Consider the following 15,739-nt stretch of genomic DNA (forward strand, 5'->3'; position numbering starts at 1 on the left):
ACACCAGGAGCCGACGACTGACGCGCACCGAAACGCCGATGCCAAAACGACAAACGGTCAAGCTCATCTGGCACGGGGGTTGCTTCGCGTTCCCGGACCCGGGGCGTGCCATGAGTTTTCGTCCGTTCACCAGCGAATCCTATTCCGAGGGCGAGCGTCCGGAGGCGTGGCGCGACGTGCTGAATGCGGTCGGGCTGCAGCCCGCGGCGAAGACGCCATTCTATGATGGCCATGCCACCGCCTCGCATCGCCATGCGCCGGGCATCGCGCTCTCGCGGCTGTCGGCCGGCGCGCAGGTGGTCACTGCGGTTCCGCAGCCCCACGAAGACCTGCCGATCGTGCTGCTGGCGATCGAGGACGGCGCCGTGCTCCGGAGCGGCGACAGCCACCGCATCGTGCCCGCGGGGCATCTGATGCTGCTGCCGCGCACGGGAGACTGGGGGATCGCCTTCCAGCGCGACCTGCGCGCGATCGTGCTGTCGGTGACGGCGGACGCCCTGCATGGCCGCATCAGCGGCAAGCTGAAATTGGCCAGGCCCCAGGTGATCGCGCCGAGCGGTCTTGCCGACGTGGTCTGCCGCACCATCGAGGCCACCGCGCGGGCGCTCGAAACCCTCAGCGATGCCGAATGGAGCACGGTCGCACAGAGCCTGGTCGATCTGCTGCTGACGCTCGCCCATCAACAAGCGGTGCCGGCAACGGAGGCCGGCAGCAGCGCGACGCAGGCCGCGATCCTTCACCGGATCTGCCAGACCATCGAGCGGCGGCTCGACGATGCCGAGCTGACGCCGGCGCGGGTGGCCCAGGCCGAAGGCATCTCAGAGCGCTATCTGCAGAAATTGTTCGAAGGCGCTGGTGATAATTTCAGTCACTACGTGAGGGAACGGCGGCTGCAGCGGGCCTGGACCGACCTGTCCAATCCGGCCGAAGCCAACCATTCGATCTCGGAGATCGCCTATCGCTACGGCTTCGCCGATTCGGCACATTTCAGCCGCAGCTTCCGCGCCCGCTTCGGCCTGTCGCCGCGCGAGTTCCGGCAGCAGAAGGCCGAGCAGGCGATCACGTCGGCGACTCCGCGCGGCCAGCGCGGCTGGCCGCAGGACGCGCTGGCGCAGCAGCGCGTCTGCGAGAGGCCGGCGTCAACCAGGAGCGACATCGCCCTACCCGCGCCGGCCAACGACCAGGATGCGCGGCGGCATCACCATCATCTCGCGGTGTCGGCCGAACGGGTGCATTGGGGCTATTTCAGCCGCTCGCTGCCGCCGCAGATCGAAATCGCATCCGGCGACACGATCACGGTGGAGACGCTGACCCAGCATGCCTCCGATGATCCCGAGCTGATGATCGCAGGCGATGCCGCTGCGCTCAGCGTGTTCGGCTGGACCAAGGCCAAGAAGAACGTCGACCGCCGCGGCGCCGGTCCGATGGACGCCAGCGTGTTCGGCCGCGGCGCCGGCGAAGGCTTTGGCGTCCACATCTGCACCGGCCCGGTCGCGATCAAGGACGCGCAGCCCGGCGACGTGCTCGAAGTTCGCATCCTCGACATCGTGCCGCGGCCAAGCAAGAGCAGGACGCATGAAGGCCGTGTGTTCGGCTCCAGCGTCGCGGCGTGGTGGGGCTATCACTACAACGAACTGATTGCAGCACCGGCGCCGCGCGAGGCGGTGACGATCTACGAGATCTTTGCCGGCGATCCCGAGCCGCATGCGCGCGCGCTCTATTCCTACCGCTGGGAGCCGCAGACCGATCCGGCCGGAGTCGTCCACGCGACCTACGACTATCCCGGTGTGCCGGTGGCGCCCGGCAGCATCAAGCGCCGCCACGGCGTGCTCGACAACATCCGCATTCCGCTGCGGCCGCATTTCGGCGTGATCGCGGTGGCGCCGCGCGAGGTCGACTTCGTCGATTCGATTCCGCCGTCCTATTTCGGCGGCAATCTTGACAATTGGCGGCTGGGCAAGGGCGCGACCGTGTATCTCCCCGTCGCGGTTCCCGGCGCGCTGCTGTCGGTCGGCGACCCCCACGCCACGCAAGGCGACGGCGAGCTCGGCGGCACGGCGATTGAATGCTCGATGACTGGCACGTTTCAGGTCATCCTGCACAAGAAGGCGCAGCTCGCGGGGCAGCCGTTCGCCGATCTCTCTTACCCGCTGATCGAGACCGCGACCGACTGGGTGCTGACCGGCTTCAGCCACCCGAACTATCTCGCCGAGTTCGGCGCGCAAGGCCAAAGCGAGGTCTACGCGACCTCCTCGCTCGACCTCGCGATGAAGGATGCCTTCCGCAAGATGCGCCGCTTCCTGATGCACATCAAAGGCCTCAGCGAGGACGAGGCGGTCGCGCTGATGTCGGCGGCGGTGGACTTCGGCGTCACGCAGGTCGTCGACGGCAATTGGGGCGTGCACGCGATCCTGAGCAAGCGGCTGTTCGAGGATGCGGGCTGACTCTCGATCCAATCGCTGCGTCCCGGAATTCCGTCATTGCGAGCGAAGCGACTTGTCCGCCGAAGCTCGAAGAGCGAAGGCGGAAGCAATCCAGGGCGTCACGCTCGGCCCTGGATTGCTTCGTCGCTTCGCTCCTCGCAATGACGACGGTTGTTGTGTTTCGAGCGAGCCCCGAACAAAGGACCATCCCTATGCAGTTCCACATGATCTCCGGTGCGACCAGGCCGGTGGCGCCGTTCAGCCACGCGGTCGAAACCGACGGCTTCGTGTTCGTCACCGGCCAGATGCCGGACTCGCCGGAGGCGCCGGGCGTGCTGCCGGAGGGGATCGTGAATCAGACGAAGGCGGTGATGCAGAACTTGAAGTACATCCTCCAAGGTCTCAACCTTGGCCTCGAACATATTGTGATGTCTCGGATTTACCTGACCGAGTTCAAGCGGGATTACGCGGCGATGAATGAAACCTATCGTTCATTCTTCCCGCCGGACCGGCTGCCGGCCCGCACCTGCGTCGGCGTCACCGGCTTGGCCTATGACGCGCTGATCGAGATCGATCTGGTCTGCCGAAGACCATAGTACCCATTGGTAAACATCTCCTCAACGCGAGGCCCCGTCATTCGATCCGGGCTGGGGAGCGTCCCGCTGTTGCCGATTGTGTGCCGAGGCCCGGCGGTGTCAATTCGCCGGACCATCAGGCGGGATCGGGGAGTGCCATGCCGTACCAGTTTTCCAATCGTCAGCAGATCCGCAAGCCGGCGGTGACCAGCAAGGGCGGCATTGTCGCGGCGCAGTCACGGCGCGCCGCCGAGGTCGGGGCCGAGGTGCTGGCCGCAGGCGGCGACTGCGTCGATGCCGTGGTGGCGACCGGCTTTGCGCTCGGCGTGCTCGAGCCATGGATGAGCGGCCTCGGCGGCGGCGGCGCCATGCTGCTGTACCGCGCCAGGGACAACCACGTCGAGGTGATCGACTACGGCATGCGCGCGCCCGACAGCCTTGATGCCGCGGACTATCCGCTGGCCAATGACGGCAGCGTCGCGGCAGACATCTTTCCCTGGCCCCGCGTCAAGGACGACCGCAATCTGCACGGCCCCGGCGCGATCGCAGTGCCCGGCGTCGTCGCGGGCATGGAGGCGGCGCATCGCCGCTACGCGCGGCTGCCGTGGCAGGATCTCGTCACGCCGAGCGTGAAGCTCGCCGCCGAGGGCTTGCTGGTGGACTGGTGGACCACCGTGATGATCTCGAGCTGCGCCGCCGACCTGCGCCGCTATCCCGGCAGCGCCGCGGCCTATCTGAAGGATGGCTTGCCGCCGAATCCGCAATGGGGCGCCAAGGCGGTGACGCGGCTGCCGCAGGAGCAGCTGAAGGCGACGCTGGCACATCTTGCCAGCGCCGGCGCGCGCGACTTCTACCGCGGCGACATCGCCCGCTCGCTGACCCGCGACATCCAGGCCGCCGGCGGCGCGCTCTCGGTGGATGACCTCGCCGCGTTCGAGGCGCATGTCCGCGATCCCCTGCGCATCCCCTATCGCGGCGGCACGGTGTTCGCGACGCCGGAGCTGACGGCCGGCCCGACGCTGGCTCACGCGCTGCGGCTGATGCAGGCGCGCGTGACGGCATCGGGCAAGGCTCCGGATGCAAGCACGTTCATCGCCTATGCCGAGGCGGTGCAGTCGGCGTACCGCGAACGGCTGAACGACATGGGCGATGCGCCTGGCAAGCGCGCGCTTGGCGCCGAATATCTCGCGCCGGCCTGCACCACGCACTATTCGGTGGTGGACCGCGACGGCAACATGGCGGCGGTGACGCAGACGCTGCTGTCGGGCTTCGGCTCGAAATTCCAGGCGCCGCAGAGCGGCATCATGATGAACAACGGCATCATGTGGTTCGACCCGACGCCCGGCACCACGAACTCGCTGGCTCCGGGCAAGCGCTGCCTCACCAACTACACGCCGGTGGTGGCGCAGGCCGCCGATGGCCGTCGCCTCGCCCTCGGCGCCTCCGGCGGCCGCCGCATCCTGCCCGCCGTGGCACAGATGCTGTCCTTCGTGATGGACTTTGGCATGGATCTCGATACGGCGATCCACCAGCCGCGCATCGACGCCAGCGAAGGTGACGTGGTCGGCGCCGACACCCGGCTGCCGGCGGAGGTGATGGACGTGCTGACAGCGAAGTTCGAGACCGTGCCGGCGCCGGTGCAAACCATGCCGATGAAGTTCGCCTGCCCCAGCATCGTGATGCGGGACGGCGACGTGAACAGCGGCGCGACGGAAATCTTCCACGCCTGGGGCGATGCGGTGGCGGAGCGGTGAGGAGGTCAGCGCCGGATTCGAGATATCGCCACGATGACGGTGGACTCCCCTCCCCCTTGCGGGGAGGGGTCGGGGGTGGGGGTCCACGAGTCACGCTCGATGTGAGGAGCGCTGAAGCTCCGCGGCTCCGCGAAGACCATCACCATCGTTGACGCAGGACGCGCTTCCGGCACGTCGCAAGCGGATATCCTGATCCGCGCTTCAAATGGACTCGCATCCTGGGAAATATCGACAGCGCACGTAGTCAAGTTCAGCGCCCGGGGACCCCCACCCCCAACCCCTCCCCGCAAGGGGGAGGGGAGATGAGGTCGCTGCGCCGTCACCGCAGAACGCATGCACGGAGCACGGGGCGAGCGCTGCAATCGACGCTACTTGAGATCACCCCACCAGCGCCTGCACCAACCCACTCTCCGCATCCGCCAGTTCATCGATCACATCGAAATGGTGCCGATCCGGCGCCTCGACATACGCGGTCGTCGCCCCCAGCCCGATCCAGATATTCGCGAGCAATTGGGCCTGGCGGCGGAATTCGTTGCGCTCGGCGCCGCCGACCCAGGCAGTGACCTTGACGTGATCGATCGGCACCAGCAGCGCGGGGCTCTCCTTCGCAGCCGTGGCGTCGTCGATGTGCAGCGTCTCGTTCATCGCGGTCCGCTGCAGCGGGCGCAGATCGTGCAGGCCGGAGATCGAGACCACGCTGGTGATGCGCCCCTGTCGCTCGGGCGGCAGTGGCGCGCCGCGGCAGATCATGCGGCTGACGAGATGGCCGCCGGCGGAGTGGCCAGTCAAAGCCACGGGACCTGCGACCTCGTCCATCGCGCGCGCGATGGCCTGCGCCACATCCGTCGAAATATCGGCGATGCCGACCTCGGGACACAGCCGGTACGACGGCATCGCCACGGCATGGCCGCGCGCGATAGGCCCCCGCGCAAGATGCGACCAGAAGCTCTTGTCCAGCCGCATCCAATAGCCGCCATGCACGAACACGACGAGCCCCTTCGGCGCCCCCTCCGGCAGGAACAGATCGAGGCGCTGCCGGTCATGCGCGCCATAGGCGATGTCGAGCTTGGCACGGCCCTGCCCCACCATGTCGGCGCGATAGCTCTCCGCCGGCGCCACCCACAGCCCGGGCCAGCGCTCGCCGCCGGCGATGTTCGGGCCGTTGGCGTAAGCGTTGTCCCAGTCCTTGACGGCATAGAGCATGAGGATCTCCTGATCGGATTGATGTGCGCGCGGGCTCACAGCCCGGTGCGCAGCTTCCAGAGTTCGGGGAACAAAACGATCTCCAGCATCTTGCGCAGATAGTTGACGCCGCTGGTGCCCCCGGTGCCGGTCTTGAAGCCGATGATGCGCTCCACCGTGGTGACGTGGTTGAAGCGCCAGCGGCGGAAATAATCCTCGAAATCGACCAGCTTCTCGGCGAGCTCATACAGCTCCCAATGCCGCTGCGGATCGCGGTAGACGCTGGTCCAGGCCGCCGCGACCTCCGCGCTCTCAGCGCGCGTGCCGCGCCAGTCGGTGCGCTGGCCGTCGGCGCCGGTGAAGAAGCCGCGCCGCGCCAACAGCCGCAGCGCTTCGTCGTACAGACTGGGCTTCGCCAGGATCGCTTCCAGCTCGGCGGTCAGCTCCGGATGATGGGCATGCGGGCGCAGCATCGCGAGATTGCGGTTGCCGAGCAGGAATTCGATCGAACGATACTGGAACGATTGGAAGCCGGAGGACTCGCCGAGCTTGTCGCGGAACAACGTGTACTCGCTCGGCGTCATCGTGCGCAGCACGTCCCAGGCGCCGTTGAGCTGCTCGAAGATGCGTGACACCCGTGTCAGCATCTTGAACGCCGGCTGCACGTCGTCTTTGGCGATCGCGGCCATCGCCGCCTTGATCTCGTGGATCGCGAGCTTCATCCACAATTCGGAGGTCTGGTGCTGGATGATGAACAGCAGCTCGTCATGCGCGGTCGAGAGCGGCGCCTGCGCATCGAGCAGGCGATCCAGCATCAGATAGTCGCCATAGGACATCCGACCCTTGAAGTTCATCCGCGCACCCTCGGTGGCGGGATCGTAGGGCGCGCTGCTCACGTCACGAGCTCCTTCTGGCGATAGTCGGGCCTGTCCCACAGACTGTTGTCGAGGACCTCCGCGAGGATGCCCACGGCGCCGCGCACCTCGGCCTCGCCGATATAGAGCGGCGTGAAGCCGAAGCGCAGCGCGTCCGGCGCGCGGAAGTCGCCGATCACGCCGCGCGCGATCAGCGCGCGCATGATCGCATAGCCGTCCGGGTGGCGGAACGACACCTGGCTACCGCGCTGCGTCGCATCACGCGGTGACGCCAAGGTCAGCGACGGACAGCGCTTCTCGACCTCGGCGATGAACAATTCCGACAGCGCGATCGAAGCCGCGCGCACGTCCGGCATCGACACGCCGTCCCAGGCGTCGAGCGCGGCATCGAGCGCGGCGAGCGCAATGATCGGCGGCGTTCCGATGCGCATGCGCTCGATGCCGCCGCCGGGGCGGTAGTCGAGATCGAAGGCGAACGGCGCCTCGTGCCCCATCCAGCCGGACAACGCCGGCGGCGCGATGTCTGCGTAACGCGGCGCGACATAGATGAAGGCCGGCGCGCCGGGCCCGCCATTGAGATATTTGTAGGTGCAGCCGACCGCGAAGTCGGCCTCGGCGCCGGCGAGGTCGACCGGCACGGCGCCGGCGGAATGCGCGAGGTCCCACACCGTGAGCGCGCCGGCCGCGTGCGCCTTCTTCGTCAGCGCGGCCATGTCGTGCATGCGGCCGGTGCGGTAATCCACCTCGGTCAGCATCAGCACTGCGACGCTGTCGTCGATCGCCGCCTCCACCTGCTCGGGCTCGACCACCTTCAAGGTGGCGCGGTCGCCGAGCATGCGGACCAGGCCCTGCGCCATATAGAGATCGGACGGGAAGTTGCCGCTGTCGGACAGGATCACGCGGCGGCCCGGATTGAGCGACAGCGCCGCGGCGAGCGCCTGATACACCTTGATCGAGAGCGTATCGCCCATCACGACCGTGCCGGGCGCGGCCCCGATCAGCCGGGCGATGCGATCGCCGACCCGGCGCGGCTGCACCATCCATCCGGCGGTGTTCCAGCCGCGGATCAGCTCCTGTCCCCACTCCGCTTCGATCATGCGGCCAACGCGGGCGGGCACGGCCGACGGCAGCGCGCCGAGCGAATTGCCATCGAGATAGATGACCCCTTCAGGTATCGTGAAGAGCGATCGGGTCCTGGAAAAATCGGTCATGCGGCTCCTGCTTCGTTCACGGCCTGAATGCATGATTCGCGCCGGGTCGGGCCAGATCAAGCCGGTCCCATCGCGACCGGCACCGCGCGGGCCGCATGGCTCGCGAAGACGTGACGATGGCGACACAATCCAGCCGGTCGATCGCCGCCGGCCGGTGACATTGACGCGCCACGGCAGGCTTGTCACGGGCGGCGCGTGGCGCATGATAGATCGATCTGAACTGCCGATGGAGCCCAACATGCGCATTCTGGTGCCGCTCGTCCTGCTGATGGCGCAGCTGATGCACCCTGCCGAGGCTGCCGACGCCAGCGCGGCGCAGAGCGTCATTCGCGCCCAGGAACAGGCTTTGGCGCGCGACGACGGAGCGACCGCCTATGCCCAAGCCGCGCCGGAGATCCAGGCGCTGTTTCCGAGCGTCGAGATCTTCATGAGCATGGTCAAAAGCGGCTATCCGCCGGTCTATCGCCATCGCAGCTTCGAATTCGGCGCCGCGCAGGTCGAGGACGGCAGCATCGCGCAGCGCGTGCACATCGTCGATGCCGAAGGCGAGGCGTGGGAGGCTCTGTACACGTTGCGGACCCAGCCCGACGGCAGCCTCAGGATCACCGGCTGTTCGCTGTTGAAGACGGGCCAGTCGGTCTAGCGCTGAGCGGCTACGTCACGCCGAAGCGCTTCTTGAACTGCTCGACATTGATGAGGCCGCGGCCGTGGCGGCCGTCGCCGATCTTCACGTCGCCATGATAGGCCTCGACCGAGAAGCGGATGACGCGGCGCTCGACCTCGATCACCTCGGCGACCGTGCGGATGGTCGCGCCGACCGGCGAGGCCGCGAGATGGCGGACGTTGACCTCGGTGCCGACCGTGACCCAGCCCGGCGGCAGCGCCGGGTTGATGGCGTCGCCCGACGTCATCTCCATCTCCAGGATCATCATCGGCGTCGCATAGACCATCGGCATGTGCGGCACGAAATGCCCGACGGTGCGCTCCGGCGGCACCACCAGCAGGCGCTCGGCGCGCATGCCCGGCTTGATGATTTCACGTGCGTCCATGACTGCTCCGAACTGTGCTGTCGTCCCGGACAAGCGCGCGGCACGCGCGAGCCGATCCGGGATCCATACGCCGTGGCGGTCGTGATGGGCGAAGGGCCAATGACCAGCGTGCCTCGAGCCGCTCCCTGGGGGTATGGGTCCCGGCGTTCGCCGGGACGACGGCCAACTACTTCTTCTGCTCGGCCAGGCGCTCGACGAAGGTCTTGCCGCCCTTCATCTTGTGCGTCAGCGGCGCCTCGTTGATCTGGATCACCACCGCTTCCGGATCGACGCCGAGATGCGTCACCAGCGCCTTGGTGATGTCGCGCATCATGTTGGCCTTCTGCTCGTCGGTGCGGCCGGCGGCCATGCTCACGGTGATCTCGGGCATTCGTTGCTCCCTGTTGTTGTCTCTGCTGCGTCATCGCCGGGCTTGCCCCGGCGATCCATCTTCTGAAATCGATGGCGTCGTTTGAAGAGATGGATACGCGGGTCTAGCCCGCGTATGACGAATCCCCTACCCCCAGCTCACGTCATGACGCGCGAGCACCTCGCGGACGGCGGCGACCAGTTCGTCCTCCTTGGCTGAGACCTGCGCCGGGCGGCTCTCGCGCCATTCCTGGTTGGAGGCGATCGCGGCCGCCGCCTTGGCGCCCTCGATCAGGTCCTTGATCTGCACCTCGCCGCGCGCCTTCTCGTCCGAGCCCTGGATGATGACGCAGGGCGCGTTGCGACGGTCGGCATATTTGAGCTGGTTGCCCATGTTCTTCGGATTGCCGAGATAGAGCTCGGCGCGGATGCCGTGATTGCGCAGGGTCGACACCATCTTCTGATAGTCGGCGACGCGGTCGCGGTCGAACACGGTGACGACCACGGGCCCGAAGGCGGGGCGCGTGTCGAGCTTGCCGAGCAAGGTCAGCGCCGCCTGCAGGCGCGACACGCCGATGGAGAATCCGGTCGCCGGCACCGGCTCGCCGCGGAAGCGCGAGACGAGACCGTCATAGCGACCACCGCCGCCGACCGAGCCGAAGCGCACCGGACGGCCCTTCTCGTCCTTAGTCTCGAGCAGGAGTTCGACTTCGTAGACAGGGCCGGTGTAATATTCGAGACCGCGGACGACGGAGGGATCTATTACGATACGGCCTGCATCGTAGCCTGCTGCTCCAACGAGCTCGGCGAGCTGGCGCAGTTCAGATATGCCCTCAAGGCCGAGTGCATTCTTCTCAACGGCGCTTTCGAAGTTTGCGAGCGTAATCTGATTTGACCGATTCAAGCTAATCGCACTTGAACCTTTTTCGATCCACCCCGTGAAACCGAGAACACGATTGATGGCGCCTCGATCTAATTGCGCGCCCTTTGTAAAGTCGCCCTTGCCCTCTTCGCCACCATCCCATCGTCCCGGTCCGAGCAGCTTCTCGACCTCTTCGACAGGAAACTTATCCAGCTTATCGATCGCTCTGAGCACCGTGAGCCGACGCCCAGCATTTTCCGGCCCGCCAATGCCGATGCTCTCCATGAGACCATCGAGCACCTTGCGGTTGTTCACCTTCACGACATACGAGCCGCGCGGAATCCCCAGCGCCTCCATCGCATCCGCCGCCATCATGCACATCTCGGCGTCCGCCGCCGGCGAGCCGGAGCCGACCGTGTCGGCGTCGAACTGCATGAACTGGCGGAAGCGGCCAGGGCCGGGCTTCTCGTTGCGGAAAACGTAGCCGGCGCGATAGCTGCGATACGGCTTTGGCAGCGCGTCGAAATTCTCGGCCACGTAGCGCGCGAGCGGCGCGGTCAGGTCGTAGCGCAGCGAGATCCACTGCTCGTCATCGTCCTGGAACGAGAACACGCCCTCGTTCGGACGATCCTGGTCGGGCAGGAACTTGCCGAGCGCGTCGGTGTATTCGAACGCCGGCGTCTCCACCGGCTCGAAGCCGTAGCGCTCGTAGACGGCGCGGATCTTCTCGACCATCTCGCGCGTCGCGGCGATCGCCGCGGGGCCGCGATCCTCCAGCCCGCGCGGCAGCCGCGCCTTCAGCTTCTGCGGTTTCTTGGGTTTGTCGTTCATTTGATACCAGAGCGTAGGGTGGGCAAAGCGTCGCGTGCCCACCATTGCCGGATGACGCCGCAGCGGTGGGCACGGCCCGCTTCGCGGCCCTTTGCCCACCCTACGGGATGGAATGCGTTGCTTGGTTGGTAGCAGCCGGGGCCCGGGGCGGCAACCCGAAGGCCGATCACACGCTGGCGCGTGGCACCGTTTCCAGCATTTCAGTAAGAGCCAAGCTTGCGCCGCGCATTCAGTGCGCCCCTCCCCCGCTTGCGGGGGAGGGTTGGGGTGGGGGCGCCCCAGCGGCAGTCTTTACGGGGCTTCCCCCTCCCCAGCCCTCCCCCGCAAGCGGGGGAGGGAGCAAACCGTCATCGCGGTTCGACTGTGCCCAGAACTTGCCAGCCTAAGCGAGCCCTGCCCCTACTTCACATCCCTGATCCACTGATGCGGATCGGGGCTGCGGCCGTACTGGATGTCGACGAGCTGCTTGCGCAGGCCCATGGCGACCGGGCCGGCCTCGCCGCCGTTGATCAGGACGTCGCCGCTCGCCGAGCACACCTTGCCGATCGGCGAGATCACCGCGGCGGTGCCGCAGGCGAACGCCTCCTTCAGCTTGCCGCTCTTGGCGTCCGCCCGCCACTGGTCGATCGAGTACGCCTCCTCGCGCACCTCGCGGCCGGCGTCGCGCGCCAGCTTGATGATGGAATCGCGGGTGATGCCGGGCAGGATGGTGCCGAGCGGCGGCGTCGACAGCGAGCCGTCGTCGAACACGAAGAACACGTTCATGCCGCCAAGCTCCTCGACATAGCGGCGCTCGATCGCGTCCAGGAACACGACCTGGTCGCAGCCATGCGCGATCGCCTCGGCCTGCGCCTTGAGGCTCGCGGCATAATTGCCGCCGCATTTGACGCCGCCGGTGCCGCCGACCGCGGCGCGGGTGTAGTTCTCCGAGACCCAGATCGAGACCGGCGCCGGGCCGCCCTTGAAATAGGAGCCGACCGGCGAGGCGATCACCGCGAAGATGTATTCCGCCGACGGCTTCACGCCGAGGAACACCTCGTTGGCGATCATGAACGGGCGCAGATAGAGGCTGCCCTCGCCGCCCGGGATCCAGGCGCGGTCGATGCGGACGAGCTGCTCGACCGCCTCGATGAAGACCGCCTGGGGCAGTTGCGCCATCGCCATGCGCTCGGCCGAATTCCAGAACCGCTTGGCATTGGCATCGGGGCGGAACAGGTTCACGCCGCCATCGTCGCGCTTGTAGGCCTTCAGGCCCTCGAAGATCTCCTGCGCATAATGCAGGACGGCTGCGGCCGGATCGAGCGGGAAGTTGGCGCGGGATTCGACCCGCGCGCTGTGCCAGCCCTTGTCCTGGCTGTACTGGACCACGGCCATGTGATCGGTGAACACCCGGCCGAAGCCCGGGTTGGCGAGCTTGGCCGCGCGCTCCTGGTCGGAGGTCGGGTTCGTCGTCGGCTTGATGTCGAATGTCAAAGTCATGTCCTTGCTTCCCCCGCTCTGATCGCCATTCGCGAGTTCTGGCGCCGACCCGTCCGATCGGGCCAGTCGGCTTTCTGAATTTCGGACCTGCCGCGACCGGCTTTGAGCCGGTCACCGGGCAAGCATGCCACCACAGGACATGCTTTTGCGCCCGGCGGAAGTCCAGTATGGTTTGCCGAAATGCCGCTCGACATCACACGGTTGTTCGATACGTCGCCCAAGGATGCCCGTCGGGGTTGCCTACGGCCCGTTGAGACACGCCTGGAGACCATTGCCCGCCGATGAAACGATCTAAAATTTCGCAGCGGGCGATTGTTTTGTAACATTGAACCGCAGAAACGTCAATATGGCTGACATAAATTTCTCGTCTCCGACGTTGAGCCCCGAGCTGCGCGCGGCTGAGCCCTCCGCGACGGCCGGCGAGCCGCTGCGCTGGGACATCATCGAGCTCTTGTTCTTCGCCTATCGCGACTTCGTGGGCGATGCCGACCACGAGCTGGAGGCGTTCGGATTCGGCCGCGCGCATCACCGCGTGATGCATTTCGTCACACGCTATCCCGGCCTGAAGGTCGCCGATCTGCTCGACGTTCTGCGCATCACCAAGCAGTCGCTCGGCCGCGTGCTCAAGCAGCTGCTGGACGAGGGCTACATCGTGCAGAAGACGGGCAACAACGACCGCCGCCAGCGCCTTCTTTTCGCCACGCCGAAGGGCGAGGCGCTGGTCGCCAAGCTGGCCGGGCTGCAGACGCGGCGCATCGATCATGCGCTGGAGCAGATCGGGCCGGCCGGCGCCGAAAAGGTCCGGCAGTTCCTGCTCGCGATGATCGATCGCGACGATCCGGACAAGGTGCTGGAAGCCATCTTCAAGACGCCTGTCGCCGCCGCCAAGGAGTGACCGTGACGATCGCCGCCATCGCACCGCATCCGCCGCAGACGCCGGCCGACGACGCACCGCATCTCCTGCTCGTCGACGACGACCGCCGCATCCGCGATCTGTTGTCGCGCTTCCTGCGCGGCGAAGGCTATCGCGTCACCACGGCGGCGAGCGCAAGCGATGCCCGCGCCAAGCTCACCGGGCTGCATTTCGATCTGCTGATCCTCGACGTGATGATGCCCGGCGAAAGCGGCTTCGACCTCGCCCGCTTCATCCGCACGCAATCGTCGGTGCCGATCGTGATGCTGACCGCACGCGCCGAGCCGGAGAGCCGTATCGAGGGCCTGCAGCTCGGCGCCGACGACTACGTCGCAAAGCCTTTCGAACCGCGAGAGCTCGCGCTGCGCATCGGCAACATCCTCAAGCGCGCCGCGCCGCCGCCGGCGGAGGAAGTCGTCGAGCAGATCGCGTTCGGCCCGTTCGTCTATCATCTGGCGCGCGGCGAGCTGAAGCAGGGCGAGGAGATCGTCCACCTCACCGACCGCGAGCGCGAGATGCTGCGCATCCTCGCCAATGCCCGCGGCGAGACCGTGCCGCGCGGCGCGCTGACCGGCAACGGCACCGTCAACGAGCGCGCGGTCGACGTCCAGATCAACCGCCTGCGCCGCAAGCTCGAAAGCGATCCGGCCAACCCGCTGTTCCTGCAGGCCGTGCGCGGCATCGGCTATCGGCTGATGGTGACGGGCTGAGGCGGTGCAGGTGAAGGTCTCGACGTCATTGCGAGCGCAACGAAGCAATCCAGAGGCCCGCGATGACTCTGGATTGCTTCGTCGCTTCGCTCCTCGCAATGACGGAAGCAGCGAGGGCGTCCCAGCATGAGCACGCTCGACACCGGCCTCACCCTCATCCGCACCGCATCCCGCCGCGTCTCGCGCGCCAACAGCATCGTCGGCAATGCGTTCAAGGGCTGGATGCCGACCGGCCTCTATGCGCGCGCGCTGCTGATCATGATCGTGCCGATGGTGATCCTGCAGACGGTGGTTGCGGGCGTGTTCATGGAGCGGCACTGGAACACGGTGACACGACGGCTGTCCGCCGCAGTCGTGCAGGACGTCGCCGCGCTGATCGACATCTACAAGGGCTATCCGCAGGACAAGGACCGCACCATGCTGCGCCGGATCGCGCAGCAGCGGCTCAACCTGGTGGTCGACTTCCTGCCGGCCGGCGACATGCCGCCGCCGGGGCCGAAACCGTTCTTCAACCTGCTCGATCAGTCGCTGTCGAGCCAGATCGGCCGCCAGATCAGCCGCCCGTTCTGGATCGACACCGTCGGCCGCTCCAACCTGGTCGAGATCCGCATCGCGCTCGATGATGCCGTGATGCGCGTGTTCGCGCAGCGTGGCGCCGCCTATGCGTCGAACACCGACATCTTCCTGTTCTGGATGGTCGGGACGTCGTCGATCCTGCTGATCGTCTCGGTGCTGTTCCTGCGCAACCAGATCAAGCCGATCCTGCGCCTCGCCGACGCCGCCGAGAGCTTCGGCAAGGGCCGCGAGGTGCCGAACTTCCGGCCGCGCGGCGCGCGCGAGGTGCGGCGCGCGGCGCATGCCTTCCTGGAGATGAAGGCGCGCATCGAGCGCACCCTGGAGCAACGCACGGCGATGCTGGCCGGCGTCAGCCACGATCTGCGCACCATCCTGACGCGCTTCAAGCTGGAGCTGGCGCTGCTCGGCGACAGTCCCGAGATCGACGCCATGCGCAAGGACGTCGACGAGATGTCGCACATGCTGGAGGATTATCTCGCCTTCGCACGCGGCGACAATGGCGAGATCGCGCAGCCGACCGACATCTCCAACGCGCTCGAGGAGTTGCGCAGCGACGCCGAGCGCAACGGCCATTCCGCCACGGTGTCGTTCCACGGCCTACCGGTGGTGACCGTGAAGCCGCAGGCGCTGAAGCGCTGCCTCGGCAACCTCGTCTCGAATGCCGCCCGCCATGCCGACGCGATCGCCATCACCGGCCATCGCGACCACCGCTACCTCACCATCACCGTCGACGATGACGGCCCGGGCATCCCGGCCGACATGCGCGAGGAGGTGTTCAAGCCATTCCTGCGCCTCGACGACGCGCGCAACCAGGACGAGGGCGGCACCGGCCTCGGCCTCGCCATCGCCCGCGACATCGCCCGCTCCCATGGCGGCGACATCACCCTCGGCGACAGCCCGATGGGCGGGTTGCGGGCGAGCGTGCGCATTCCGGTGTAGCGCGCCGCATAG

Annotated in this window: 13 protein-coding genes and 1 pseudogene; 7 read left to right on the forward strand and 7 right to left on the reverse strand. The window is 66.9% G+C overall.

Annotated elements, in window-relative coordinates; translation table 11 throughout:
• The first annotated feature begins 110 nt into the window (after positions 1 to 110).
• The 3 genes from ACQR0U_RS10840 to ACQR0U_RS10850 all read left to right on the forward strand — a co-directional run bounded on the left by ACQR0U_RS10840 (position 111) and on the right by ACQR0U_RS10850 (position 4,752).
• Positions 111 to 2,444, forward strand: coding sequence for an acetamidase/formamidase family protein (locus tag ACQR0U_RS10840; RefSeq protein WP_315713578.1), 2,334 nt, complete (start codon positions 111 to 113; stop codon positions 2,442 to 2,444).
• Positions 2,445 to 2,635: 191 nt separating this feature from the next.
• Positions 2,636 to 3,019, forward strand: a complete 384-nt coding sequence (locus tag ACQR0U_RS10845; RefSeq protein ID WP_316165848.1) for a RidA family protein — start codon at positions 2,636 to 2,638, stop codon at positions 3,017 to 3,019.
• 137 nt (positions 3,020 to 3,156) lie between these two features.
• Positions 3,157 to 4,752, forward strand: a complete 1,596-nt coding sequence (locus ACQR0U_RS10850) for a gamma-glutamyltransferase (RefSeq protein ID WP_316201712.1) — start codon at positions 3,157 to 3,159, stop codon at positions 4,750 to 4,752.
• Positions 4,753 to 5,130: 378 nt separating this feature from the next.
• On the opposite strand, the gene ACQR0U_RS10855 is transcribed toward ACQR0U_RS10850, so the two are convergent.
• From ACQR0U_RS10855 to kynU, 3 genes are read right to left on the reverse strand one after another with little or no spacing between them, the layout of a single operon-like run.
• Complete coding sequence (locus ACQR0U_RS10855) at positions 5,131 to 5,955, reverse strand: alpha/beta hydrolase (protein WP_316174335.1); 825 nt, start codon at positions 5,953 to 5,955, stop codon at positions 5,131 to 5,133.
• Positions 5,956 to 5,990: 35 nt separating this feature from the next.
• Complete coding sequence (kynA, locus tag ACQR0U_RS10860; protein ID WP_315754423.1) at positions 5,991 to 6,830, reverse strand: tryptophan 2,3-dioxygenase; 840 nt, start codon at positions 6,828 to 6,830, stop codon at positions 5,991 to 5,993.
• Positions 6,827 to 8,020: a kynureninase gene (kynU, locus tag ACQR0U_RS10865; protein ID WP_315754425.1), complete on the reverse strand. Its 1,194-nt coding sequence runs from the start codon at positions 8,018 to 8,020 to the stop codon at positions 6,827 to 6,829. Before kynU ends, kynA begins: the two co-directional genes overlap by 4 nt.
• 238 nt (positions 8,021 to 8,258) lie before the next feature.
• On the opposite strand from kynU, the gene ACQR0U_RS10870 reads away from it, so the two are divergent.
• Complete coding sequence (locus ACQR0U_RS10870; RefSeq protein WP_434843194.1) at positions 8,259 to 8,663, forward strand: DUF4864 domain-containing protein; 405 nt, start codon at positions 8,259 to 8,261, stop codon at positions 8,661 to 8,663.
• A 10-nt stretch (positions 8,664 to 8,673) separates the two neighbouring features.
• Here the strand turns inward: ACQR0U_RS10870 and ACQR0U_RS10875 are convergent, their stop codons facing one another.
• The 4 genes and pseudogenes from ACQR0U_RS10875 to ACQR0U_RS10890 all read right to left on the reverse strand — a co-directional run bounded on the left by ACQR0U_RS10875 (position 8,674) and on the right by ACQR0U_RS10890 (position 12,589).
• Positions 8,674 to 9,069: a thioesterase family protein gene (locus tag ACQR0U_RS10875; protein ID WP_315713585.1), complete on the reverse strand. Its 396-nt coding sequence runs from the start codon at positions 9,067 to 9,069 to the stop codon at positions 8,674 to 8,676.
• A gap of 166 nt (positions 9,070 to 9,235) precedes the next feature.
• A pseudogene (locus ACQR0U_RS10880) lies at positions 9,236 to 9,442 on the reverse strand (tautomerase family protein); the annotation flags it as partial.
• A 123-nt stretch (positions 9,443 to 9,565) separates the two neighbouring features.
• The gene (gene hisS / locus ACQR0U_RS10885) at positions 9,566 to 11,155 is read right to left on the reverse strand and encodes a histidine--tRNA ligase (RefSeq protein WP_434843195.1); all 1,590 of its coding nucleotides are present in this window, start codon (positions 11,153 to 11,155) and stop codon (positions 9,566 to 9,568) included.
• Positions 11,156 to 11,509: 354 nt separating this feature from the next.
• The gene (locus ACQR0U_RS10890; protein WP_434843196.1) at positions 11,510 to 12,589 is read right to left on the reverse strand and encodes a branched-chain amino acid aminotransferase; all 1,080 of its coding nucleotides are present in this window, start codon (positions 12,587 to 12,589) and stop codon (positions 11,510 to 11,512) included.
• Between the two features lie 346 nt (positions 12,590 to 12,935).
• Here ACQR0U_RS10890 and ACQR0U_RS10895 point away from each other — a divergent pair, with 346 nt between their 5' ends.
• The 3 genes from ACQR0U_RS10895 (at position 12,936) to ACQR0U_RS10905 (ending at position 15,727) form a co-directional block, all read left to right on the forward strand.
• Entirely contained in the window at positions 12,936 to 13,484 is a 549-nt protein-coding gene (locus ACQR0U_RS10895) for a MarR family winged helix-turn-helix transcriptional regulator (protein ID WP_316184130.1), read from the forward strand.
• Positions 13,481 to 14,212, forward strand: a complete 732-nt coding sequence (locus ACQR0U_RS10900) for a response regulator transcription factor (protein ID WP_315713590.1) — start codon at positions 13,481 to 13,483, stop codon at positions 14,210 to 14,212. The genes ACQR0U_RS10895 and ACQR0U_RS10900 overlap by 4 nt, the downstream gene beginning before the upstream one ends.
• 126 nt (positions 14,213 to 14,338) lie before the next feature.
• The gene (locus ACQR0U_RS10905) at positions 14,339 to 15,727 is read left to right on the forward strand and encodes an ATP-binding protein (protein WP_315713591.1); all 1,389 of its coding nucleotides are present in this window, start codon (positions 14,339 to 14,341) and stop codon (positions 15,725 to 15,727) included.
• The last annotated feature ends 12 nt before the right edge of the window (positions 15,728 to 15,739 follow it).

Source organism: Bradyrhizobium sp. HKCCYLRH3097 (assembly GCF_051167875.1).
In the GTDB taxonomy this organism is placed as follows: domain Bacteria; phylum Pseudomonadota; class Alphaproteobacteria; order Rhizobiales; family Xanthobacteraceae; genus Bradyrhizobium.